Origin of the sequence: Streptomyces sp. NPDC048290 (assembly GCF_040652095.1) — a bacterium.
GTDB lineage: Bacteria > Actinomycetota > Actinomycetes > Streptomycetales > Streptomycetaceae > Streptomyces.
This window is the reverse complement of sequence record NZ_JBEZLM010000023.1, coordinates 100,731-124,644: the sequence shown is the minus strand read 5'-3', so window position 1 is coordinate 124,644 and position 23,914 is coordinate 100,731. Positions and strand designations below refer to the sequence as shown.

General features: G+C 73.0%; 11 protein-coding genes and 2 pseudogenes. 7 read left to right on the top strand and 6 right to left on the bottom strand.

Annotation, left to right across the window (positions count from 1 at the left end; genetic code table 11):
- Window positions 1-32: 32 nt before the first annotated feature.
- Window positions 33-281, top strand: a pseudogene (locus AB0D49_RS31910) (TauD/TfdA family dioxygenase); the annotation flags it as partial.
- A gap of 109 nt (window positions 282-390) precedes the next feature.
- Here the strand turns inward: AB0D49_RS31910 and AB0D49_RS31905 are convergent.
- Window positions 391-1,029 (bottom strand): annotated as a pseudogene (locus AB0D49_RS31905) (ThuA domain-containing protein); the annotation flags it as partial.
- 406 nt (window positions 1,030-1,435) lie between these two features.
- Between AB0D49_RS31905 and AB0D49_RS31900 the strand changes: the two are divergent.
- Window positions 1,436-4,675, top strand: a complete 3,240-nt coding sequence (locus tag AB0D49_RS31900) for a ThuA domain-containing protein (RefSeq protein ID WP_362764207.1) — start codon at window positions 1,436-1,438, stop codon at window positions 4,673-4,675.
- Window positions 4,672-7,110, top strand: coding sequence for a glycoside hydrolase N-terminal domain-containing protein (locus AB0D49_RS31895; protein ID WP_362764205.1), 2,439 nt, complete (start codon window positions 4,672-4,674; stop codon window positions 7,108-7,110). The genes AB0D49_RS31900 and AB0D49_RS31895 overlap by 4 nt, the downstream gene beginning before the upstream one ends.
- Before the next feature lie 181 nt (window positions 7,111-7,291).
- Here AB0D49_RS31895 and AB0D49_RS31890 read toward each other — a convergent pair whose 3' ends face one another.
- The 5 genes from AB0D49_RS31890 to AB0D49_RS31870 all read right to left on the bottom strand — a co-directional run bounded on the left by AB0D49_RS31890 (window position 7,292) and on the right by AB0D49_RS31870 (window position 15,543).
- Window positions 7,292-11,260, bottom strand: coding sequence for a glycosyl hydrolase family 28-related protein (locus tag AB0D49_RS31890; RefSeq protein WP_362764203.1), 3,969 nt, complete (start codon window positions 11,258-11,260; stop codon window positions 7,292-7,294).
- Between the two features lie 179 nt (window positions 11,261-11,439).
- Window positions 11,440-12,276, bottom strand: a complete 837-nt coding sequence (locus AB0D49_RS31885) for an NAD(P)-dependent oxidoreductase (protein WP_362764201.1) — start codon at window positions 12,274-12,276, stop codon at window positions 11,440-11,442.
- Window positions 12,276-13,175: a carbohydrate ABC transporter permease gene (locus tag AB0D49_RS31880; protein WP_362764198.1), complete on the bottom strand. Its 900-nt coding sequence runs from the start codon at window positions 13,173-13,175 to the stop codon at window positions 12,276-12,278. Before AB0D49_RS31880 ends, AB0D49_RS31885 begins: the two co-directional genes overlap by 1 nt.
- A complete protein-coding gene (locus tag AB0D49_RS31875; protein WP_362764195.1) occupies window positions 13,172-14,173 on the bottom strand; it encodes a sugar ABC transporter permease in 1,002 nt (333 codons plus the stop codon). The genes AB0D49_RS31880 and AB0D49_RS31875 overlap by 4 nt, the downstream gene beginning before the upstream one ends.
- The gene (locus AB0D49_RS31870) at window positions 14,170-15,543 is read right to left on the bottom strand and encodes an extracellular solute-binding protein (RefSeq protein WP_362764191.1); all 1,374 of its coding nucleotides are present in this window, start codon (window positions 15,541-15,543) and stop codon (window positions 14,170-14,172) included. Before AB0D49_RS31870 ends, AB0D49_RS31875 begins: the two co-directional genes overlap by 4 nt.
- Window positions 15,544-15,791: 248 nt before the next feature.
- Here AB0D49_RS31870 and AB0D49_RS31865 point away from each other — a divergent pair, with 248 nt between their 5' ends.
- The 4 genes from AB0D49_RS31865 to AB0D49_RS31850 all read left to right on the top strand — a co-directional run bounded on the left by AB0D49_RS31865 (window position 15,792) and on the right by AB0D49_RS31850 (window position 23,863).
- Window positions 15,792-16,577: an IclR family transcriptional regulator gene (locus AB0D49_RS31865; RefSeq protein ID WP_362764188.1), complete on the top strand. Its 786-nt coding sequence runs from the start codon at window positions 15,792-15,794 to the stop codon at window positions 16,575-16,577.
- A 269-nt stretch (window positions 16,578-16,846) separates the two neighbouring features.
- Window positions 16,847-18,166 (top strand): enolase C-terminal domain-like protein, encoded by a 1,320-nt coding sequence (locus tag AB0D49_RS31860; protein ID WP_362764185.1) that lies wholly within the window; start codon window positions 16,847-16,849, stop codon window positions 18,164-18,166.
- A gap of 239 nt (window positions 18,167-18,405) precedes the next feature.
- Window positions 18,406-21,516 carry a glycoside hydrolase family 38 C-terminal domain-containing protein gene (locus tag AB0D49_RS31855; protein WP_362764183.1) on the top strand — a complete coding sequence of 1,037 codons (3,111 nt, stop codon included), beginning with the start codon at window positions 18,406-18,408 and terminating at the stop codon, window positions 21,514-21,516.
- Complete coding sequence (locus AB0D49_RS31850; RefSeq protein ID WP_362764181.1) at window positions 21,509-23,863, top strand: ROK family protein; 2,355 nt, start codon at window positions 21,509-21,511, stop codon at window positions 23,861-23,863. The genes AB0D49_RS31855 and AB0D49_RS31850 overlap by 8 nt, the downstream gene beginning before the upstream one ends.
- The last annotated feature ends 51 nt before the right edge of the window (window positions 23,864-23,914 follow it).

Sequence of the window (23,914 nt, the reverse complement as noted above, 5' to 3'; positions counted from 1 at the left end):
CCTATGGAGCCCCGCCCACGAGTCCCCCTGGGGTGGTCTTCTTCGGCGACCAGCACCATCTGCACGCCGCCGGGCACGAGGCGTTCGGGCGGCTGCTGGGCGATCTGGTCGCCCACCCGACCGTGCCGTCCGTGGACGGCCGCTACGCGCGGCTGCGCGCGGTGCACACCAACGACTACGACTACGCGGCGGCGCTTTCGGACGCGGTACCGGCCGAACGGGAGCAGCACCGCGAGGTGTTCACGGCGGTCACCTTCCGCACCGAGCACCCGGTGGCGCGGTCCACCCGGAGACCGGGGGGGGGCGACTACGGCCCTGTAGCCCCCCGCACAGCCCCAACGGCCCCTACGACCCCAACGACCCCTACGGCTGGCCCAGCGTCCCCGTCCGTCCCGCCGCGTACCGGATACCCCCCAGCACATGTGCCAGGAACCCCGGTTCGGCGAAGGACTCCTTGGTGTGTCCGCCGCCGGTGTAGAAGGCACGGCCCCCGGCGTACGGGCGGCACCAGGCGATGGGGTGGTCGCCGCCCATCGTGCCGCCGTCGTAGGAGTCCTCGTCCAGGGAGGCGAGGACATGGGTGTACGCCCGGGGGCTGGCGGCGAAGTTGTACCACTCGTCGACCCGGGGCCAGCTGTCGCCCAGGTGCTCGGTCGCCGGGTGGGTGCGGTCCTCGACGCGGACGGTCGCCTTCTGCACCTCGGGGTGGGAGCTGAAGTACGCGCCGACCAGAGCGCCGTAGAACGGCCAGTCGTGCTCGGTGTCGGCGGCGGCGTGGATGCCCGCGTAGCCGCCCCCGCCCCGGATGTAGTCCTCGAAGGCGGCCTTCTGGGAGGTGTCGAGCACCTCGCCGGTGGTGGAGAGGAAGACGACGACGTGATAGCGGGCCAGGTTCTTGGCGGTGAACGCCCCGGAGTCCTCGGTGGCGTCGACGTCGAAGCCGTTGTCGGCGCCGAGCCGGTGCAGCGCGGCGATGCCCGCCGGGATGGAGTCGTGGCGGAAGCCCGCGGTCTTGGTGAAGACAAGGACATGCAGGGCTTCGCCGGGCACGGGGACCTCCTGGAACGGTGCTGCGATCAGCGCAGTTGAAAGTAAATTGGCTTGACAAATCAGTCAAGAGGCCAGATCGCGCGACACGCCCGAGCGCGCGCGGAACGCCCCTTCACCACCCCTCCCACCTGGCACTCTTGTCCGGCGCCTTGACCGGTCCGACGCACGCTCCTAATTTGTCCACCGAGTCGACAAATTAGCCCGGCCGACGGTCTGGACGCTCTCGGCCCCGGGTGTGCGGCCTCGCGGAGCCCCGGGACGAGGGGCGCGCGGAGCCCTGACGCAGCAGCACGGTGCCACCCCCCGAACGCAGCACGCCTCCGCGTACCCCGCTCGCCGATTTGAGGTGCCCATGCCACCGTCCATGTCACCATCCATGCCACCCATGTCCCGTCCGCCGCACCTCCACCGCCACCGGCGCCCCAGACGCCTCCCCCGCTTCCCCCACTTCCCCCGCTTCCCCCGCTTCCCCCGCCTCCTGCGACTCCACCGGCTGCGCGGCGCGGCGGGGCGGGCCCTCGCGGTCGTCGTCGCCCTGCTGCTGGTCACCGCCGGGGCCGCCACCGCGCAGCCCGCCGCACAGCCCGCCGCCCAGCCCGGCGTTCAGAAGACCGGTCGCTTCGACGCGCTGGTCTTCAGCAAGACCGCCGGTTACCGGCACGGCGCGATCCCCGCCGGGATCGCCGCGATCGAGAAGCTGGGCGCCGCCCACGGCTTCTCGGTCACCGCCACCGAGGACGCGGCCGTCTTCACCGACGAGGCGCTCGCCGCGTACGAGGTGGTCGTCTTCCTGTCCACCACCGGCGAGGTGCTCGACCCCGCCCAGCAGGCCGCGTTCGAGCGGTACATCAAGGCGGGCGGCGGCTACGCGGGGGTCCACGCGGCCTCCGACACCGAGTACGACTGGGCGTGGTACGGCGATCTCGTCGGCGCCTACTTCAAGAGCCACCCGGCTCCGCAGCGGGCGAGCGTCAAGGTGGAGGACCCGGCGCACCCGTCCACGGCGAAGCTGCCGGTGCGCTGGGAGCGGACCGACGAGTGGTACGACTTCCGCGCCGATCCGCGCGGCGAGGTGCATGTGCTGGCCTCGCTGGACGAGACCTCGTACACCGGCGGCACGATGGGCGCCGAGCACCCGATCTCCTGGTGCCAGAACTACGAGGGCGGCCGGTCCTGGTACACCGGCATGGGCCATGAGTCGGCGAGCTACACCGACACGAAGTTCCTGTCGCATCTGCTGGGCGGAATCCGTACCGCCGCCGGGGTGCTGGCCGCCGACTGCACGGCGTCGCTGACCAGCGGCTTCCAGAAGGTGCCGGTGGACGAGAACACCAGCAACCCGATGGAGCTGACCATCGCCGACGACGGCCGGGTCCTCTACATCGACCGCGGTGGTGAGGTCCGGGTGGTGCGTACCGACGGCACCGTCCTCACCGCGGGCGACCTCGATGTCTACACCGGCCAGGAGTTCGGGCTGCTGGGCATCGCGCTCGACCCGGACTTCGACCGCAACGGCTGGCTGTATCTGTACTACTCGCCCGCCGGCACCCAGCCCGTCGACCGGGTCTCCCGGTTCACCGTCAAGGACGACGACACGCTCGACGCCGCCAGTGAGAAGGTGCTGCTGACGGTGGACGTGCAGCGCCAGGAGTGCTGCCACGCGGGCGGCGCCATGGAGTTCGACGGCGACGGCAACCTGTACATCACCACCGGCGACAACTCCAACCCGTTCGCCTCCGACGGCTACACCCCGATCGACGAACGCGCGGGCCGCAGCGCCTGGGACGCGCAGGCCACGTCCGCCAACAGCGCCGTGCTCAACGGCAAGGTGCTGCGGATCAAGCCCCGCAAGAACGGCACGTACGGCATCCCCCAGGGCAATCTGTTCCGCCCGGGGACCCCGGACACCCGGCCCGAGATCTACGCGATGGGCTTCCGCAACCCGTTCCGTATCGGTGTCGACCCGGCCACCGACCATCTCTTCGTCGCCGACTACGGGCCCGACGCGGGCAGTGCCAGCCCGACCCGCGGCCCCGACGGACGCGTCGAGTGGAACATCGTCGACAAGCCCGGCTTCTACGGCTGGCCCTACTGCGTCGGCGCCAACACCCCGTACCACGACTACGACTTCGCGACCGGCACCGCGGGCGCCGCCTTCGACTGCTCCGCGCCCGTCAACGACTCACCGCACAACACGGGGGTGACGAAGCTGCCCGCCGCCCAGCCCGCCGAGCTGTGGATGGGCAAGTCCGCCTCCGGCGTCCCGGAGATCGGCCCGAGCGGCGCGCCGATGACCAGCGGGGCGTACGACTACGACCCCCGGCTGGAGTCGGACCGCAAGTGGCCGGCGTACTTCGACGGCAAGGCGGTGTACGGCGACTGGAACGACGGGCGGCTGTTCACCGTGCAGCCCGACCGCGGGCGCACCGGCGTGTCCGATGTGAACGCCCTGCTCCAGGGCATGGACTTCACCCGGCCGCACGCCCTCCAGTTCGGTCCGGACGGGGCGCTGTACGTCATCGACTGGGGCACCGGCTTCGGCGGCGACAACGCCGACTCCGGCGTGTACCGGGTGGACTATGTGCAGGGCAACCGCTCCCCCATCGCCCGCTTCACCCCGGACCGGACCTCGGGCCCGGTGCCGCTCGCGGTGTCCTTCGACGCGGGTGACTCCCACGACCCGGACGGCACACCGATCACCTACTCCTGGGACTTCGACGGGGACGGCGGCCAGGACAGCACCGATCCCTCCCCGTCGTTCACCTACTCCCAGCCGGGCCGGTTCACCGCACAGTTGACCGTGACCGACCCCGACGGGCGTACGGCGGTGGCCGGGGTCGACATCACCGCGGGCAACACCGCCCCCACCATCGAGGTCCGGGCCCCGGTGGACGGCGGGCTGTTCACCTTCGGCGACACCCTCGCCTACGAGGTGACGGTGACCGATCCGGAGGACGGCCCGGTGGACTGCGACGAGGTGATCGTCCAGCCCGGCCTCGGTCATGACGACCACTCGCACGGCTACGACCAGTACCGGGGCTGCTCGGGCAGCTTCCCGCTGCCCGGCGACGCGGGCCACACCGGCGCCAATGTGTTCGGCACGGTCACCGTCACCTACACCGACCACGGCAGCGGCCAGGTGCCCGCGCTGACCACGCAGGAGGTGCTGGTGCTCCAGACCAAGCACCGCGAGGCCGAGCACTTCGACACCACCGGCCGGGTACCGTCCGCGCCCGGCGGCGGGGACATCGGTGTGGCCACCGAGGACACCGGGGACTCCGCGGGCGGCGGACGGAACATCGGCTGGATCGACGACGGCGACTACTGGGCCTGGGACCCGGTCAATCTGACGAACATCGACGAGATCTCCCTGCGGGCCGCCTCACCGACGAACGGCGCCACCGTCGAGGTGCGCACCGGTGACCCCGAGGGACCGGTGGTCGCCACGATCCAGGTCGCCCCCACCGGGGGCTGGCAGTCGTACCAGGACGTCAAGGCCCCGGTGAGCGGTGCCGGCGCCACGGACAGCGGTCCGCTGTACTTCGTGAAGACCAGGGGCGAACTCAATGTCAACTGGGTCGACTTCCTCGGCCGGGGCATCACACAGGAGGCGACGACACCATGACCCCACCCGATGTCTCCCGGCGGATCTTCCTCGCCGGAGCGGGCGCGCTCGGCACCGTCCCGCTCACGGCGACCGCCGCGCACCCCGCACCCGGCGGGCGCCGCGCCACCACCCCGGGCCTCACCCTCTGGTACGACGAGCCCGCCACGGCCTGGGAGTCGCAGTCGCTGCCGCTCGGCAACGGGGCGCTGGGCCTGTGCTTCTTCGGCGGAACGGGTCGCGAACAGCTGCAGTTCAACGAGAAGACGCTGTGGAGCGGCGGGCCCGGCGCGCCCGGCTACAACCACGGCAACTGGACCTCGCCCCGGCCCGGCGCGCTCGCCGAGGTGCAGCAGCGCATCGCGGCCGAGGGCCGGGCCACCCCGGACTGGGTGGCGCAGAAGCTGGGCCAGCCCAAGACCCACTTCGGCTCGTACCAGACGTTCGGCGACATCTGGCTCCAGCAGGCCCGCGACCCGGTCGGGGCCACCGGCTACCGCCGCCACCTGGACATCGCCGAGGCCGTCGGCGGAGTCACCTACACCTGGGAGGGGGTCACCTACACCCGTGAGTACTTCGTGTCGGCCACCGACGGAGTGGCCGTGGCCCGGCTGGCGGCGAGTCAGCCCGGACGGATCTCCGTCACGGTGTCGGTGACCACCCCGGCGGGCCGCCCGGCGGCCCTGTCGGCGTCCGGCGGCCGGATCACCCTCACCGGCAGGCTCTCCGACAACCAACTGCGGTACGCCTCCCAGCTACGGGTCCTCCACCAGGGCGGTACCCGCCGGGACAACGCGGACGGCTCGGTCACCGTGACCGGCGCCGACACGGTGACCCTCGTCCTGGCCGCCGCCACGGACTACGCGGCGCGCTACCCGGACTACCGCACCGGCACCGACCCGAACGGCCCGGTCACCCAGCGGGTGGACGCCGCCGCGGCGAAGGGCTTCACGGCGCTGCGCGCGGCCCATGTCGCGGACCACCGGGCGCTGTTCGACCGGGTCCGGCTGGACGTCGGCCAGCAGGACCCGGGCATCCCGACGGACACCACCCTGGAGGCCTACCGGGCCGGGACGCTGGGCGAGGCCGGACGCAAGGCACTGGAGGTGCTGTTCTTCCAGTACGGCCGCTATCTGCTGATCGCCTCGTCCCGCGCGGGCTCGCTCCCGGCGAACCTCCAGGGCGTGTGGAACAACTCCACCAGCCCGCCGTGGGACGCCGACTACCACGTCAACATCAACCTCCAGATGAACTACTGGCCGGCCGAGACGACCAACCTGTCCGAGACGACCGGCCCGCTGTTCGAGTATGCGGCGTCGATGATGCCGCCGGGCCGGGTCACGGCCCGGGAGATCTACGGCAACCGGGGCTGGGTGGTGCACAACGAGACCAACCCGTACGGCTTCACCGGGCTGCACACCTGGGCCACGTCGTTCTACTTCCCGGAGGCCGGTGCCTGGCTGGCCCAGCACTTCTACGAGCACTATCTCTTCACCGGGGACGCGGTGTTCCTGCGGGACCGCGCCTATCCGGTGATGAGGGAGCTGGCCCAGTTCTGGATCGACGAGCTGGTGGCCGATCCGCGGGACGGACGGCTCGTGGTGACCCCCAGCTACTCCCCCGAGCAGGGCGACTTCTCGGCGGGCGCGTCCATGTCCCAGCAGATCGTGTGGGACCTGCTGAACAGCACCGTGGCGGCGGCCCGGCAGGTCGGCGACGGCTCCTTCGCCGACGAGGTGTCCCGCACGCTGGGACGGCTGGACAGCGGGCTGCGGATCGGCCGCTGGGGCCAGTTGCAGGAGTGGAAGGAGGACTGGGACGACCCCGGCAACGACCACCGGCATGTCTCCCACTTGTTCGCCGTGCACCCCGGACGGCAGGTGACCCCGCAGGGGCAGCCGCAGTACGCGCAGGCCGCGCGGGTGTCACTGACCGCGCGCGGCGACGGCGGCACCGGCTGGAGCAAAGCCTGGAAGATCAATTTCTGGGCCCGGCTGCACGACGGCGACCATGCCCATCTGATGCTGTCCGAGCAGCTGAAGAACAGCACGCTGGCGAACCTCTGGGACACCCATCCGCCGTTCCAGATCGACGGGAACTTCGGCGCCACCGCCGGGGTCGCCGAGATGCTGGTGCAGAGCCATGGCGGTGGGGTCGACCTGCTGCCCGCGCTGCCCGGCTTCTGGCGCACCGGGTCGGTCCGGGGCCTGCGGGCCCGGGGGAACGTCACGGTCGACATCGACTGGGTGGACGGCAGACCGGTGCGGACCGTGCTGCGGGCGGGCCGCACGGGTGAACTGACCGTGCGCAACGCCCGTTTCGACGCCTCCTTCGCGGTGCGCGAGACGTCGGACGGCACCCGGCCCCGGGTCACCCGGGACGGGTCGGCGCTGACCTTCCGGGCACGGGCGGGACGGACGTACGAGGTCGTCGCGGGTGGTGCGGCGGGGAGTTGAGGGGGGCGGGGGGAGGTCCGGGGACGGTTCCCCGGACCTCCCCTCTTCCGTGTGCCGGGCGGGGAGGTCCGGGGATGGCTCCTCAAACCTCCCCATGAGGTGGGTGCGGGGATGGCTCCTCGGGCCTCCCCCTTCCGTCTGCCGGGCGGCTGTCACGCCCGGGTCGGTGGCCCTCGCCGGTTCAGTCGCCCGTGTCGTCCGTCCCGGTGGCCGGGGCGAAGCGGGCGGTGACCGTCAGGTCGCCGGTGACGGTGAGGGTCAGGCGCGGGTCGGTTCCGGCGTCGGTGCCGTCGACCGTCCAGCCGGTGAACCGCTGTCCGGCGGCGGGCTCGGCGGTGACGGTGACCCTGCTGCCCCGCTCGTACCTGCCGGGCTCGGTCTCGTTGCCGTGCGGGGTCACCGTGCCCGCTCCGGCGGGTTCGGTGGCGGCGCGGACGGTGTGCTGGGCCATGTTGATCGCCATGACGTTGACCAGCCGGGCCGGGCCGCTCAAGGTGGTGCCGTTGTAGCGCATCACGTTCACGGCGGTGACGTCCGCCCCGTCCCCGGCCTTCACGGTGAAGCCGTCGCCGCCCAGGTTGTCGGTGCCCAGGTTGAACGCGGTGACCTCGCCGGAGTCGACCACCAGGCCGTGGTGGAAGCCGTAGCCGAACACATCGAGCAGGGTCAGGCCGGTGGCTCCGTCGACGGTGACGATCTGTGCCTGCTCCCGCATGGGGGCGTCGATGACCTGCGGGAAGATGTTCTTCTCCTGCACCCAGTCGGGCAGTGCGTAGCCGACCCGGGAGACCGCGTTGCCGTTGGACAGGACGCCCTCGATCCGGCCGCCGTCGCTCGCGCCGACGCTGATCCCGTGCGCGAAGTAGGCCCCGGCCAGCTTGCGGACCGTGAAACCGTCGCTGGTGGCCATGTCGATGCCGTTCCAGGCGTTGGTCAGACCGATGTCCAGGGCGTAGGTGCCGGTGCCGTCGCCCCGGACCACGTACGGGTAGGGCCGTAGACCGCCGGGCGCGGCGGGGTTGTTCTCCGGGTGGAAGACCCGCAGTCCGCGCACGCCCGCGCGGTCGCCGTCCAGGGTGATGAGGGCCCGCGCGGTGTCGGGCCGGTCGGTGCCGCGTCCCTCGTACGCCATCAGGACGGTGCCCGCGCTGGCGCCGAGCAGGTCGCGGTTGGGTACGGCGGAGGAGCCGCGCAGTTCGACGCCCTCGGGGACGGTCAGGTGGCCGTCGAGGCGGTACCAGCCCGCGGGCAGATAGACGATCCCGCCGCCCTCGCGGCCCGCCCGGTCCAAGGCGCGCTGGACGGCGGGAGTGGCGTCGCGCACCGGGTGGACGCCGTGGGTGCGGGGCGCGTTGTACGGGGCGTCGGTGACGTCGTACAGCACCGCGCGGGCGGGCCTGGGCAGGGGTTTCGGGGTGTGGACGGGGACCGTTCCGGAGAGGCGGTGGACGGTGCCCTCGGTGGCGCCGACGAGTGCGGTCGCGGTGACCTTGACGTAGGCGTCGGAGCCGTTGGAGACGGCGAAGTCGCTGCCCTCGAGGGTGCTGGAGGCGAAAGACAGGCCCCACCGGGAGTCGAACTCCTCGGCGCGCACGGCGACATCGGTACGGCGTACGTCGGCGTCGACGAAGCTGCCGGTGAAGGCGGCGCGCTGGCCGGGCACGATGTGGATGCCGGTCCGGAAGTCGGTCAGGGTGATCCGGAGGAACTGGTCCCATTCCAGGTCGCCGAGGACCAGTCCGGTGGCGTGCGCCCGGGTCCACGCGTCCAGCACGGCCCGCGCGGGGGGCCGGTACGCGGCGGGCGCCTTCGCCCAGTAGGCGTTGGAGAAGGTGATGTCCTCCCAGGTGCCGACGTCGGCGCCGTTGTAGGCGCGCACACCCTCGTGGAGCACGGTGCCCTTGATGCCGCGCAGCGTCGCCGACTCGTGGACCTGGCCCGAACTCGCGCTCTCGCCGCGGTCGTTGCGGTAGGTGCTGATGCCGATGCCGTTGTAGGAGTTGAGCAGGGTGATGTCGGAGAGCGTCGACATCATGTAGTTCTCGTCGCCGCTCCAGGCACGGCCGGGGATCTCGATGGTGTGGCCGTAGGGGACGGGGTCCTGGGCGTTCTGGCGGGGGTAGTAGGTGGTGAGTCCGACGACGCCCGCGCTGCCGCCGACCCGGAGGAGCGCCGGACCGTCCGCGCCGGAGGGGAGGTCGGCGACGAGGACGGTGCCGTAGCCGCCGCTGCCCCGGTCGGGGTCGCGGCGGTCGCCGCGCAGGGTGCAGAAGGAGGGGATCTCCAGGGTGTCGGTGACCCGGTAGGTGCCCGACGGCAGCCAGACGGTGCCGCCTCCGGCGTCCTGGCAGGTGTGAAGGGCCCGCTGGACGGCGTCGGTGGCGTCCTTGCGGCCGGTGGGGTCGGCGCCGTAGGAGCGGGCGTCGAAGTCGGCGACGACCGGGGTCTCGGTCGGGTGGCGGGTGGTGACCAGTCGGGCGTCGCCCTCGACGGCGGGCAGCCCGCGCACCTCGAACTCGCCGATGGTGAAGTTCTTGCCGCCCTCGGAGTAGCCGGTGAGGGCGAGCCGGATGTGACGGGCGGTGGTGGTGGCGAAGCGGGTGGCGAACTCCTTGCCGTCGCCGCCTCCGCCCTCGGCGACGGTGGTGAAGGAGCGGCCGTCGCGGGAGACCTGGACGGCGAACCGGGCGGCGTAGCGGGACGCCCAGGCGATCCGGACCTCGCTCACGGCTCTCGCCGTGCCGAGGTCGGCCCGCAGCCACTCGCCGGTGCCGCCGGAGCCGCTGGTCCACACCGTCCCGGCGTCGTTGTCGGCGGCGTCGGCGGGGGCGCTTCCGGCGGCGCTGCTGCTGGCGGTGAGGGTCGCGTCGCGGGTGAGGTCGGTGTCGACGGCCGAGGCGCGGAAGGTGTCCAGGGCGGCGGCGAGGGTGTGCAGCGCGGTGCGCAGCTCCTCCTCGGTGGCGTCCGCGTCCGAGGCGACCCGGCGGGCGGCGTCGGTCGCGGCGGTCAGATCCGCCTTTGCCCCGCCGGGGTACTGGCCGTCGCGGTCGCCCTCGCGGGCCGCGTGCAGGGCGAGCACGGACTCGTCGACCAGGGCTTCGAGCCCCTGGGCGGGCCGCAGCTCGCCGGGGGCGACGGCGACCCGGACGGCGGCGACCTTCAGTTCGGTGGCGGAACCGGCGGTGTGGATACGGAAGTCGGCCCCGTTGGCGCGGTTGGTGAGGATCGCGTCGTCCAGGGCGAAGGTATGGGTCTGCCAGGTGCCGGTGTCGCCGTAGTCGAGGACCGCGGACGGTTTGAACTTGTCGATCAGTTCGTCGCCCGGCGAGTCGTAGTGCAGGGCGAGCTTCCCGTTGCCGGAGTCGAGGTAGTCGACGCTGACGAAGACCGTGTCGGTGGTGTCGTGGAGATAGGTGTCGGCCACGTTCATGTAGAAGAAGTTCAGGCCGGGCGCGGGCGCGGCGCGGTTGGTCGCCCAGTAGGGGCGCCCGGCGTGCTCGCCGGTGACCAGGCCGGTGGACGCGTCACCGGCGCGGGGGGTGACACCGGCGGTCTCGGGAGCGGCGCCGAGGGTGACCGACGCGCCGACGGAGCCGATCCGGACGGCGGCCACGGTGATGTCCCGTGCGGTGTCCCCGTCCTGTCCGGCGAGCCGCAGGACGTCCTTGCCGCCGGTGAGGTCGGCGTCGGTCAGCTCGAAGGCGGCGGTCTTCCAGGTGTCGGTGCCGGTCAGCGGCAGGGCGGCGGCGGTGCCGTCGGCGCCCTGGCGCAGGGTCAGCGCGCCCGGTCCGGTGTCCCGGTAGGTGACACTGACCACCAGGTCGTCGCCGGGCAGTGACGCCACGTACTCGTCGTCCAGGTCGAAGGCGAGGTACGAGGTCCCGGCGGCGGTGTCGGTCCGCCAGTAGCCGCGGCCGTCCAGTTCGCCGGTCCGCAGTCCGGCCGGGTCCGCTCCGGCGGCGGCGCCCACACCGAGGGTGCGCGGGGCGGGACCGAGGTCGGCACCGACGCCGTTCGGGTACATGACGGGGTCCGCGGCGGCGGACGCGAGCGGCGCGGGGGCCCACAGGGTCACCGCTGTGAGCAGGGCGGTCAGTACGACGGCGGCGCGGCGTGCGGGTCTGCGGGGTACGGGGGTGTCGGGCGACACGTGCGTCCTCCTGGGGCGGGGGCGGTGTGGTCTTGGGGGGTACTCCGGTGCCAAGCCGTGCGGGCGGGGTGGCGTTCGTGCTCCAGTGCGGGGTCGTGCGGGTGCGGATGGCGTTCGTGCTCCGGCGACAGGTCGTAGGCGTGCGGCCCGGGGCGGAGCCCGGCGGGTGGGCGCGGGAGTCAGGTCGTGCGTGTGCGCCCCGGGGCGAAGCCCAGCAGGCGGGTGCAGGCCGTGCTGTCGAACAGGGAGGTGCGGCCGGGCAGCGGGGCGAGGACCGGGACGTCCGGGAAGTGGCGTTCGAGGAGGTCGCCGGTGGGCTGCGGGGCGGAGGTGTCGGGTGCGGCCACGTTGATGACATGGCTGCCGGGCGGCGCGGTGGTGAGGGCCAGCCGGATCACGGTGGCCGCGTCACGGGTGTCGAGCCAGCCCCACAGTCCGCCGCGGTGGGCGCCGGGGTCGGCCGCGACCTCGGCGAAGTGTCCCTTGAGACGGGTTCCGGACCCGGTGAACGGCATCCGCAGACAGACGAGGCCGGTGCCCCAGCGGCGGTGGGTGGCGTGGGCGATCTCCTCCAGGACGAGTTTGGACAGCCCGTAGGGGTCCTCGACCAGGGTGGGGTGCTGTTCGTCCAGTGGGAGATAGCGCGGGGCGAGCGGCCGGGGTGCCCAGGCCAGGCCGACGGCGGCGAGGCTGGAGGTGGCGACCACCCGGGGGACCCCGGCCCGGCCCGCCTCGTCCAGCACCCGGTGGGCGGTGAGGCAGTTGGTGGCGAACAGCCGTCCGTCGTCGTCGGACTTGGGGTGCGGGATGGCCCCGAGGTGGACGACCGCGTCGGCGCCGTCGAGCGCCGCGCGGACGACCTCGCGGTCCGTGAGGTCGCCGGTATGCACCCGGTCGACCCGGGCGTCCTCGACCGGTACCAGGTCGACGGCGGTCAGCCGGTGGCCGCGCGCAGCCAGTTCGGCGATCACATGGCCGCCGAGATGTCCGGCGGCCCCGGTGATCAGGACCCGCATCAGCCCTTCACCGCCCCGACCAGTCCACTCATGAAGTAACGCTGGAGGAAGAGGAAGAGCAGGATCACCGGGACGACGATGATCAGCGCGCCCGCCATCAGGTTGTTGTACTGCGGGACGCTCTCCGAGGCGAGGGTCTGGAGGCCGAGGGGGAGGGTGTAGGTGGCGGGGTCGTTGAGGGAGACCCGGGTGAGCAGATACTCGTTCCAGGTGGGGATCGCGGTGAGCAGGGCCACGGTGATCAGGGCGGGCCGGGACAGCGGCAGATAGACGCTGGTGAAGATCCGCAGCTCGGACGCCCCGTCGACCCGGGCGGACTCCCGCAGTTCACCGGGGATGGCGGAGAACGCGCCGGTCATCAGGAGGATGGAGAGCGGGGCGGTGCCGTTCACGAAGGGCAGGACGAGGCCCAGGTGGGTGCCGAGGATGCCCATCTCGTTCTCCAGGACGACGATCGGCAGCATCACGGTGACGCCGGGCACGAACAGCAGCGCCATGAACATCCGGGACAGCGCCAGGCGGCCCTTGAACCGCAGCACGGCGAAGGCGTATCCGGCGCACGCGTAGACCGCCAGGGTCAGGGCGACGGTGCAGGTGGTGACGAGGACGCTGTTGAGGAAGTAGTCGAAGAAGTCGAGCCGGTTCCAGGTGTCGACCAGGGTGTCGAGGGTGGGGTCCTCGGGGATGAGGTGGCCGCCGCGTACGACCTCGAGCTGCGTCTTGAACGCCGCCGACACCATCCACAGGAACGGATAGAGGCTGACCAAGGCGTATCCGGCGAGCAGCGCGAAGACCACGACCCGGGCCACGGTCCGGCCGGCCGGACTGGTGCCGGAGGGCGGCTTCCCGGGCGGGGGCGCGGTGGGCCGGCGGGCGTCCGGAGGGGCGAGGACGGTCATACTCGGCTCCTCAGGGCGCGCAGATTGATCAGGGCGAGCACCATCGCCGCGGCGAACAGCAGCCAGCCCAGGGCGCTGGCCAGGCCCAGGGTCGGGGCGAGGTCCTCCAGGAACGCCAGCCGGTAGGTCTCCAGGCCGAGGACGTTGGTGTGTTCGCCGGGTCCGCCGTTGGTCATGACCAGGAAGGTCTGGAAGCCGTGCAGGGAGTCCCGCAGGCTGAGCAGGACGTTGATCGCGGTCAGCGGCATCAGCAGGGGCCAGACGACGGAGAGGTTGGTGCGCCACCATCCGGCGCCGTCGAGCTGGGCGGCCTCCAGCACACTGCGGTCGAGGGACTGGAGTCCGGTCAGGTACAGCAGCATGGCGACCGGGACATTGCCCCAGACGATGACGACGATCAGGGTGCCCAGCGCGGTGTCCGGGTTGCCGAGCCAGCCCTGCGGCTGTTCCAGGGAGCCGAGTCCGATCATCCCGAGCAACTGGTTGACGGCGCCGTCGGGCTGGAGGATGTACCGCCAGGCGAAGTAGACGGCGATCCCGGTGGTGACGTAGGGCACGAAGTAGATCGAGCGCAGCACACCCTGGAGGTGGCGGGCCTGGTGGAGGAGGACGGCCAGGGGGAACGACACGGCGACCGTGAGCAGCGGCACGAAGACCATCACCCAGAGGGTGTTGAGCGCGGCGGCCTGGACGCGGGGCGCGTGGACGGGGCTGCGCCACAGGAGGTCGGCGTAGTTGTCGAGCCCGACCCAGGTCCATTCCGGGGTGAAGCCGTTCCAGGTCGCGAAGGAGAGCGCGAAGCCGTAGCCGACGGTGTACAGGCCCATGACGGCGAAGAGCACGACCGCGGGGGCGACGAACAGGTAGCCGGAGACGGCCTCGGAGCGCAGGGCGCGGCGGCGGGGGGCCGGTGCGGGGGGCCCTCCGCCCGGAGGCGTACGGCGCTCGCCGCCGCCTCCGGTGGACTCCGGGAGCGTGGGATGGTGTGCGGTGGTCACCGGCCGGTCGCCCAGTAGTTGTCGGTGAGGTCGGTGATCTTCTTCCCGGTCTGCTGCGGGGTCAGCCGGTCCAGCGGGCTCATGTCGACCAGGATCGCGGCGGTCTTGTCCTGCTCGTAGGCGGGCGGGAAGTAGCCGCGGTAGCTCGGGTCGTAGGTGGTCTCGGGGGTGCCGTCGAAGCTGGCGAGCATGGCGGCGAGGGCGTCGCCGAGCAGGTCGGCGTCGCCGGAGCCGAGTGCGGTGGCGGGCAGGTCGCTGGCGCCCTCGGCGAACTTGGCGGCGACCTCGGGGCGGGAGAGGTACTCCATCCACTGCGCCGCCTTGTCGGGCTGGTCGGTGGTGGCGGACATGCTCAGCCCGGTCAGGGCGAGCGGGCCCAGCGCGGGCTGGGGCACCTGGCCGTCCTCGGCGCCGGGCAGGGCGAAGGCGTGGACGTCGTCGGGGTCCATGCCGCTCTGTTCCAGGAAGGACAGGGTGAAGGTGCCGCCGACCAGGAAGGCGGACTTGCCCTGGGCGAACGCCTGGTCCGCCTCGTCGATGTCCAGGGACTGGGTGCCGGGCATCCAGTACGGGGTGAGCTGGTCGTACGCCTCGAGGACCTTGGTGCCGTTGGGTGAGGACCAGGTGGCGGAGGTGTCCTCGCCGAAGAGGGCCTGGTAGTCCTGCTCGCCGAGGATGCTGTAGGCGAGCGGCTGGGCGATCCAGGTCAGTCCGGTGTCGGGGACCTTGAGGCCGAGGGCGAGTCCGCCGTTCCGGGCGTCCTTCGCCTTGGTGGCCTTCAGGGCGTCGATGAATCCGGCCCAGGTGGTGGGCGGTGCGGTGATGCCCGCGTCCGTCAGCATCCGCTTGTTGGCGTAGACGATGCCGAAGGTGCCGACGGTGAACGGCACACTGTGCCGGTCGCCCTTCTCGACGCCGTGGAACTTGGCGCCCTCGGGCTCGGACTCCTTGAGCTTGGCGTCGTTGACGTAGCCGGACTCGCGCACGCTCTCGGGGTAGCGGTCGAGCCAGGCGTCGGAGACCACGTCGGTGAGTTCGGCGACGACACCGCCCGCGCCGAGGGCCAGGTCCTCGCCGTCGGAGTGCATCTCCATCACATCGGGCAGGTCACCGGTCTTGGCCGAACTCTGGATCTTGGTGACGAAGGCTTCGTCGGGGGTGTACGCCTCGACCTCGACCTTGACGCCGGTCTCCTTCTCGAAGTCGGCGGCGGCTGCGCGGAGCGCGGCGACATGGGTCTGCTTGAAGGTCCACATCTCCAGGCTGTCGGAGTCCCCCGAGCCCGATGAACCGCCGCAGGCCGAGAGGAGCAGCCCGGCGGCGACCCCCGCCGCGGCCAGACGGGCGGTCCGGGAGTGACGTATGCGCATCGACCGTACCTCGCTATCTCGCTATGCTTCGTTCAAGTAGCCGAATATCGTTGGGTTACCTGAACATAGAGACGCCGTGATATAGCGTCAAGCAGCGGGTCGAGAATCGTCCTGACCGAATGTCAGGCCGAGTGTCAGGCCGGATGTCGGGCCGAATGTCGGGCCAGATGTCAGGCCAGGTATCAGGCCGGGTGTCAGTCCGCGCGTCAGAGAGCCGGCACGGGAGAGCGGAGGTTCCGGTGGAGTCAGTGGCAGCAGCGTCCGGGGAGCGAAGGCCCGAGGAGGTCAAGTCCGCGGCGCGGGTGCTGGAGGTCCTGGAGCTGCTCGGCGCGGACGGCGCCAAGCTCTCGCTGGCGGAGCTGGCGGGCACCATGCGGGTACCCAAGAGCAGTCTGCACGCGGTACTGCGCACCATGCAGGCGCGCGGCTGGGTCGACACCGACCCCCAGGGCACCCGCTACGGCCTGGGCCTGAAGGCGCTGATGACCGGGACCGCCTATCTGGAGGGCGACGACGTGGTCTCGCTCGCCGGGCCCGTCCTGGACGCGCTCGCCGAGGACACCGGGGAGGCGGTGCAGCTGAGCCGGCTGTCCGGGCCCGACGTGGTGCAGCTGGCCAAGCGCGAGTCCCGGCACGCGCTACGGATGTACGCGCCGGTCGGGCACCGTGTCCCGGCCCACGCCACGGCCCCCGGCAAGGCGCTGCTGGCCCAGCTCGAACCGGGCGAGGTGGACCGCCGTCTGTCCTGGCCGCTGCCCGCGCTCACCCCGGACACGGTGACCGACCCCGCCGCCCTCGCCGCCCAGTTGGCCGACGCCCGGCTGCGCGGCTGGGCCCAGGACGACGGGGAGAGCTCCCCCGGGGTGCGGTGCGTGGCGGTCGCGCTGGGCACCGGCGACCAGGGCGGTGACGCGATCAGCTGCTCGGGCCCCGGCAGCCGGATGGACGACCGGCGCACGGAGGAGATCGCGCTGGCGGTGACGGAGGCGGCACACGCGCTGCGGACGCTGCTGAAGCGGCTGGGACAGCACTGAGCGGGTCCGGGGGCGGAAACGGGGTGATCTGGAGAGGAGGGAGGGAACGGGGGCCTGGGCGGGGCGAGTTCGGAATCGGCGCCGACGCCAGAGGGACGCGGGGACGCGGACCGGGACGTACGCGGGGGCGCGGGGACACGGACCGGACGTACGCGGGGACGCGGGGGAAACGGGGACGCGGACCGGGACGTACGCGGGGCGTTGACAGCGCCTCCCCCGTCCGTTCCGATGGACGTACGACATACGTCGATCCGAACGCTGGAGTTCCCATGGCAGACGCTTCCGCCGCTCCCGTCGCACCCATCGCCGCGGCCGACCCCGTCGTCCCGCCCGTGCTCGCCCCCGCCCCCTGGGTCGAGGAGCGCGGGGCGAAGGTGCGGATCACCGCGGTGCGCACCTTCCTCACCGCGCCGCACGGCTGCCCGCACCTCGTCGTACGGGTGGAGACCAACGAGCCGGGACTCTACGGCCTGGGCTGCGCCAGCGACCCGCAGCGCGTCCTCGCGGTGCGTACCGTACTCGACGCGTACGCCGGACCGCTGCTGATCGGACGGGACCCGGACGACATCGAGGATCTCCACCGGCTGCTCCTCAACAGCGGTTACTGGCGCGGTGGTTCGGTGGAGGGAAACGCGCTCGGCGGTATCGACGTGGCCCTGTGGGACCTCAAGGCCAAGCGGCTCGGCGCCCCGCTGTACTCGCTGTTCGGCGGCCGGGTGCGCCGCGCCGCCGACGCCTACACCCATGTCGACGGCGCCGACCCGGAGGAGGTCGCCGACAAGGTCGCGGCGGCCCGTGAGCGCGGCTTCCGGCATGTGCGGGTCCAGATCTCCGTACCCGGCTCCGACACCTACGGCACTGCCGGGGACACCGGGCGCGCGGCGGCGGCGCGGGAACGCCGGGTGCCGTGGGACTCGGCGGCGTATCTGCGGACCGTGCCGGAGGCGCTGCGGAGGGTCCGGGAGCTGGTGGGGGACGAGGTGGAACTGCTGCACGATGTGCATGAGCGGCTCGACCCGCGCCAGGCCCGGGAGTTCCTGCGCCGGGTCGAGGACGTGGGCCTGTACTTCCTGGAGGATCTCCTCGCCCCCGAGGACGCCCGGCACTTCGCCCGGCTGCACGCCGCCTCCCCGGTGCCGCTGGCCGTCGGGGAGCTGTTCCACGACCCCGCCCAGTTCGTCGCGCTGCTCGACGGGCCGGACATCGACTTCGCGCGGCTGCGGGTCCCGACCCTCGGCGGGCTCACCCCGGCCCGCAAGCTCGCGGCGCTGTGCGAGCTGCGCGGGGTGCGGCTGGCCCCGCACGGCCCGGCGGACGTCGGGCCCCTCGCGCAGGCCGCGACCCTCGCCCTCGATGTGAGCAGTCCCGCCTTCGGGGTGCAGGAGGCGGCGGCGTTCGCACCGGCCGTCGCCGAGGTCTACCCCGGCACGGTGGTGCCCGTCGGCGGTGCGCTGAAGCCGCCCGCCGGGCCCGGACACGGGGTGGACTTCGACGAGGTGGCCGCCCGCCGTCACCCGGTCCCCGAGCCGCTCGCGCACGACCGCTGGGCGCTGCTGCGGGCGGTGGACGGAAGCGTCCAGCGCCCCTGACCCCGCCGCTCCCCGGACCGCCGCCGCCCGGCCCGCGGGTCGAGGACGGCGGCGGTTCGTTTGCCCTCTGGAATGTCAGGCAATTCTCTGACAGAAAGAGAAGGCGGTGGACATTAATTCACCTGACTTCTCACCTGGGGAATTCCCCAACTCCCTTTCCCGGTATGCAAGAAGGGCCTTGACTTCATAACACACGTGGTTTTACATGACCGGCACGAGCTGGACAGGAAGGTCCCTCCATGCATGCTCACCAGCAGGCCGGCGAGGAGCGAACGTTCACGTTCCTCGATGAGCGACTGCGGCCCGCGCTGTACCGCCACCGGGAACCCCTGGACCTCACGGCCTGGACCGTCCCGGGCGAACCCGTCCCCGCGCGGGTGGCGCTCCGCGCGGAGTTCCGGCCGTTCACGGTCGGCGGGGCATGGGGGGCGCCCTGGTCCACCACCTGGTTCCGGTGCGAGGGGCGTGTGCCGCTGCGGTGGGCGGGGCGGCGGGTGGAGGCGCTGATCGACCTGGGCTCCGCCTCGCGGCCCGACCCCGGCGGCCACGCGGAGGGCCTCGTCCACGACGAGCACGGCAAGCCGCTCCAGGGGCTGCACCCGCACCACCGGACGGTGCTGCTGAGCCGTTCGGCCGCCGGGGACGAGCCGGTGCGGCTGCTGGTCGAGGCCGCGGCCGGTCCGCCGATCGCCGCGGGCCCCGGTCCCGGCATCTGGTCCGGCGCCCCGCCGACCGCGGGCGGGGAGCCGTTGTTCCGGCTGCGCCGGGCCGATCTGGTGGTCCGTGAGGAGGATGTCTGGCATCTCCTGCACGACATGGAGGTGCTGGCGGAGCTGGCCCGGGAACTGCCCGAGGCGCTGCCCCGCAGACAGTTGATCCGCCGGGCGCTGGAGCGGGCCACCGACGCGGTCGACCCGTACGACGTGGCGGGCACCGCGCACCGGGCCCGCGAGATCCTCGCCCCGGTGCTGGCCCGGCGGGCGCACGACTCGGCGCACATCGCCGTCGCCGTCGGCCACGCCCCGGCCGGACCGGCGGCGCCCGCACCGCTGCGGGAGACCGTCCGCAGATGCGCGCGGACCTTCGCCACGGTGGCGACGCTCGCCGAGGAGTACCCGGAACTGGTCTTCGCCCACTCCAGCGCCCAGCACTACGCCTGGCTCAAGGAGCGGCAGCCGGAGATCTACGACCGGGTGCGCAAGGCGGTCGCGGCGGGCACCTGGGCGCCGGTCGGCGGCATGTGGGTGGAGGCCGACGGGAACCTGCCCGGCGGCGAGGCGCTGGTGCGGCAACTGGTCCACGGGCGACGGTTCTTCCGCGACGAGTTCGGGGTGGAGACCGACGGGGTGTGGCTGCCCGACACCTTCGGTCACACGGCCGCGTATCCGCAGCTGGCCGCGCTCGCCGGGGCACGCTGGTTCCTCACCCGGCAGCCGTCCCGCACCGGCGCCGGGCTGCTGCCGCACCCCACCTTCTGGTGGGAGGGCATCGACGGCACCCGGATCTTCACCCACTGCCCGCCGGACGATCCCGGCGGCGCGCGGCTCTCCGGCGCCGGACTCTCCGAGCAGGGCGGCGGCGGCACACGCTCACTGGTCCCGTTCGGGCACGGCGACGGGGGCGGCGGGCCCAGCGCCCCGATGCTGGAGAAGGCGCGGCGGCTGGCCGACCTGGAGGGCGCGCCCAAGGTCGAGATCCAGCATCCGTCGGTCTTCTTCCAGCAGGCGCGGGCCGAGTACCCCGACGCCCCGGTGTGGCGCGGCGAGCTGTACGGGGAGCGTCACCGTGGTGCGTACACCAGTCAGGCCAGGACCAAGCGCGGCAACCGGCGCAGCGAGGCGCTGCTGCGGGAGGCGGAGCTGTGGGCGGCGACGGCGGCGGTGCGCGAGGGCGCCGCGTATCCGTACGACGAACTGGCCGAGCTGTGGCGGCTGGTGCTGCTCCTCCAGTCCCACGATCTGCTGCCGGGTTCCTCGATCGCCTGGGCGCACCAGGAGGCCGAGCACACTCATGCCCGGGTCCACCGGCGGCTGGAGCGGATCGTGGCACGGGCGGCGGGCGGCGGCAGGGACGGCGGCGGGCGGGTGACCGTGCTGAACGCGGCGCCGTTCGCCCGGCGTGAGGTGGTCACGGTCGAGGAGGCGCCGGTGGGCGCCGGGGCGCAGCGGCTCGCCGACGGCCGCTGGGCGGTACCGGCCGAGGCCCCGGCGCTGGGCCGCGGGCCCACGGGGGACGCGTACGGGGCGGCGCACGCCGTGACCGTCACACGGTCCGGGACGGACGCTCTGGTGCTGGACAACGGGCTGCTGCGGATCGTGCTCGACGGCGACGGGCTGGTCCGTGCGGCGGTGGACCTCACCACCGGGCGGGACGCCATCGCGCCGGGCGCGGCGGGCAATCTGCTCCAGCTCCACCCGGACGACCCGCTGGGCGGCGGCGCCTCGGATCTCGACCCGCGCTACCGCGCCACCCACCGCGATCTGACGGCGGCGGTCGCGGTGGAAGTACGGGACTCCGGCCCACTGCTGGCGACTGTCCGGGTCACCCGGTCCACCGGCCGCTCCACCGTCGTCCAGGATCTGACCCTGACCGCCGGGAGCCGCGCCCTGGTGGTTGACAACGATATCGACTGGCGTGAGCGGGACATGTTCCTCAAGGCCGCCTGGCCGCTGGACGTCCACGCGGAGCACCTCCGCGCGGAGATCCAGTTCGGCCATGTGGAGCGGCCGACGCACGAGAACACCGCCTGGGACGCCGCCCGCTTCGAGGGCTGGGCCCACCGCTGGCTCCATGTCGGCGAACACAACTGGGGCGTGGCGCTGGCCACCGACACCACCTACGGCCACGACGTCGCCCGGCACACCCGCGACACCGGCGGCACCACCACGACCGTACGGCTGTCGCTGCTGCGGGCCCCGCACCGCCCCGATCCCCACGCCGACCGGGGCGCCCACCGCTTCCGCTACTCCCTGCGGCCCGGCGCCGACGTGGGCGCGGCCATCGCCGAGGGATACGCGCTCGCCCTGCCGCTGCGCCCGGCCCCCGCGCTACCGGACGAGTCCGCCCGGCCGCTGATCTCGCTGACCGGTGCGGACGTGGTGGTCGAGGCGGTCAAACTCGCCGACGACCGCTCCGGCGATGTGGTGGTACGGCTCTACGAGTCGCGCGGCGGACAGGCCACCACCACGCTCACCGCGCACTTCCCGGTCGGCCGGGTCCGCGAGACGGATCTGCTGGAGGACCCCGTCGCCGAGCACGAGCACAGCGGCGGACGGCTCTCCCTGACGCTGCGGCCGTTCCAGATCCGCACCCTGCGCCTGACCCGGGCCCGGCGGGACGCCGATGACTGAGCGGACCCGCCCGGACGGCACCGCGCACCCCGCCGCCCCCGGCGAACCATCCGCGACCGGACGGCCCTTCCCGCCCGGGACACGCGGCACGCTGCGCCAGTGGGCCCGGCAGGACGGCCCGCTGGCGCTGCGGGCGCGGATCGTACTGCTGGCGGCGGAGGGGCTGCGGGACGCGGACATCGCCCGGCGGCTCGGGGTGTCCCGGCAGACCGTGGGGACCTGGCGCCACCGGTGGGCGGACCGGGGACTGGAGGGACTGCGCGGCCGGGGACGCCCGGGACGGCCCGCCACCGTGGACGACGCCGAGGTGATCACCCGGGCCCTGCTGGGCACCGGAAGCCGGTCCGCGTCCCGGGCCGTCGCCCGCGAACTGGGCCTGTCCCACGCCACCGTGGCCACCGTCCGGCGGCGCTGGGCGGACGGACCGCCCGCCGAACCGCCGCTGCCCGGCCCGGACGTCTGGGTGCTCGGGCTGCACGCCGACGCCGAACGGACCGTACTGCTCACCGGGACCCGCCCCGGCACCGGTGGGGCGCCACCGCCCGCCAGCAGTGTCGGCACGGACGTGCTCACCGAACTGGACCGCGCCTGCGACGCGCTGACCGCCGCACGCGACCGTCAGCCACCGTCCGGCGGGGGCGGGGCGCTGGCCGGATTCCTGGCGCGGGCCCAGCGACGGCATCCGCATGTGACGCTGCACGCGGTCACCCTGTGGACGGCACCGGGGGACGCCGGTGCACCCGCCGGGCCCCCAGGGGACACTGGTGCACCCGCCGGGCCCGCAGGGGACACTGGTGCACCCGCCGGGCCCGCAGGGGGCACCGGGACACCGGCCGGGCCGCCGGAGGTGACGCACCACCGCATTCCGGCGGCCACTCCTTGGCGGAGCTATCTGCGGGCGCTGGTCGCCCTGGACAGCACCCGGCACCCGGAGTCCTCGCGCCGTGTGTACCTGGATCTGGCGGGCGCCCTCGGACGGTACGCGCAGGAGCCGCCGGGCGAACCGCTCCAGTGGCTGCGGGAGAGCATCGCCAGCCACGCGCCCTCGGGCGAGGAACCGGAGGCCGCGCTGCGCCGGGCGACCGCGGGCGGCGCCAACCACATCGACCTGGGCTCGTTCAACGAGTGCGTGGTCATCGAGGCGGTACGGCTGGCCGGGACCATCACCCGCGGGGAGATCGCCCACCGCACGGGCCTCACCCAGCAGTCCGTTTCCCGGATCTCGCGCTCGCTGCTGGCCCGCGGAATCCTGGTCGAGGACGCCCAGCTCCGGGCCACCTCCGGGAAGCCACGCACCCCGGTACGGCTGCGCGGGGACGCGGCGCACGCGGTCGGCATCCATATCGACCCCGAGGTGTTCACCGCCGTCGTCATCGATCTGGACGGCGCCCTGGTCGCCGTGCGCTCCCAGCCGGTGCGGCCGACGGCCGATCCGGAGGTGCTGGTCAAGCAGGTGGTGCAGCTCGGCGGGGAAGTCCTCGCCGACGCGCGCGGGGCGGTGCGCGAGGACGGGTTCCTGGGGATCGGGGTTGCCGTGCCCGGTCCGGTGGACATCGCCTCGGGAACAGTGCTCGATCCCCCGCTGATGTCGGTGTGGACGGACCTTCCGCTGCTGTACCTCCTCAAGGACCACTTCCAGTGTCCGCTGATCATGGAGAAGGACGCCGCCGCCGCGGCGGCGGGCGAACGCTGGATCGGCCGCGACCGCCGCTCGCGCGACTTCGGCTATCTCTACCTGGGCACGGGCGTGGGCTCCGGTCTGTACCTCAACGGCGATCTGTACCGGGGCATCAGCGCCAACGCGGGTGAGTTCGGGCAGTTGTGCGCGGTGGCGCTGGGCCGGACCGCGCCGGGCGGGCGTCCCGAGATCCTGCCCGAGTGCAACCCTCCGGTCGGCCTGTCCCGGCTCGCCGCACGCCATGGCCGCGCACTGGACGGCGAACGGCCCGGCAGCCCCGGCGCCTACCGGGTCGTCACCGAGGCGGCGGCGGCCGGGGACCCTGCGGCGGGCGCGGCCGTCCGCGATCTCGCGCGGGCCATCGGGCAGGGCGCGGTCGGTCTGGTCGATCTGCTGGACATCGATCTCCTGGTGCTCGGCGGCCCCTTCTTCACCGACGCCGCGGCACCGCTGTATCTGTCGCAGATCGAGGAGATGGTGAACGCCTTTCCGACCGCCCGGCGCCTGCGGCATGTGGATGTCGTGGCGTCGGTCCTCGGTCCGGAGGCGGCGGCGGTGGGCGCGGCCTCCACCATCTTCCACGCCACCTTCACCCCACGCCTCGGCGGCAGCTCCCTGCGCCGCCCGGCCGCCTCCGGCGCGGATCCGGTGTCGGGGCGCTTTTCCTGAGGTGGGCGCGCATTCGGGAATTCGGCGCCGGGGAGAGGAAAGGGGCCGCGG

Excerpts from the sequence above, each read along its gene's own strand:
- AB0D49_RS31880 (WP_362764198.1), bottom strand. The coding sequence starts at position 13,175 with ATGACCGTCCTCGCCCCTCCGGACGCCCGCCGGCCCACCGCGCCCCCG.
- AB0D49_RS31850 (WP_362764181.1), top strand. The coding sequence starts at position 21,509 with ATGACTGAGCGGACCCGCCCGGACGGCACCGCGCACCCCGCCGCCCCC.
- AB0D49_RS31870 (WP_362764191.1), bottom strand. The coding sequence starts at position 15,543 with ATGCGCATACGTCACTCCCGGACCGCCCGTCTGGCCGCGGCGGGGGTC.
- AB0D49_RS31900 (WP_362764207.1), top strand. The coding sequence starts at position 1,436 with ATGTCCCGTCCGCCGCACCTCCACCGCCACCGGCGCCCCAGACGCCTC.
- AB0D49_RS31895 (WP_362764205.1), top strand. The coding sequence starts at position 4,672 with ATGACCCCACCCGATGTCTCCCGGCGGATCTTCCTCGCCGGAGCGGGC.
- AB0D49_RS31885 (WP_362764201.1), bottom strand. The coding sequence starts at position 12,276 with ATGCGGGTCCTGATCACCGGGGCCGCCGGACATCTCGGCGGCCATGTG.
- AB0D49_RS31860 (WP_362764185.1), top strand. The coding sequence starts at position 16,847 with ATGGCAGACGCTTCCGCCGCTCCCGTCGCACCCATCGCCGCGGCCGAC.
- AB0D49_RS31855 (WP_362764183.1), top strand. The coding sequence starts at position 18,406 with ATGCATGCTCACCAGCAGGCCGGCGAGGAGCGAACGTTCACGTTCCTC.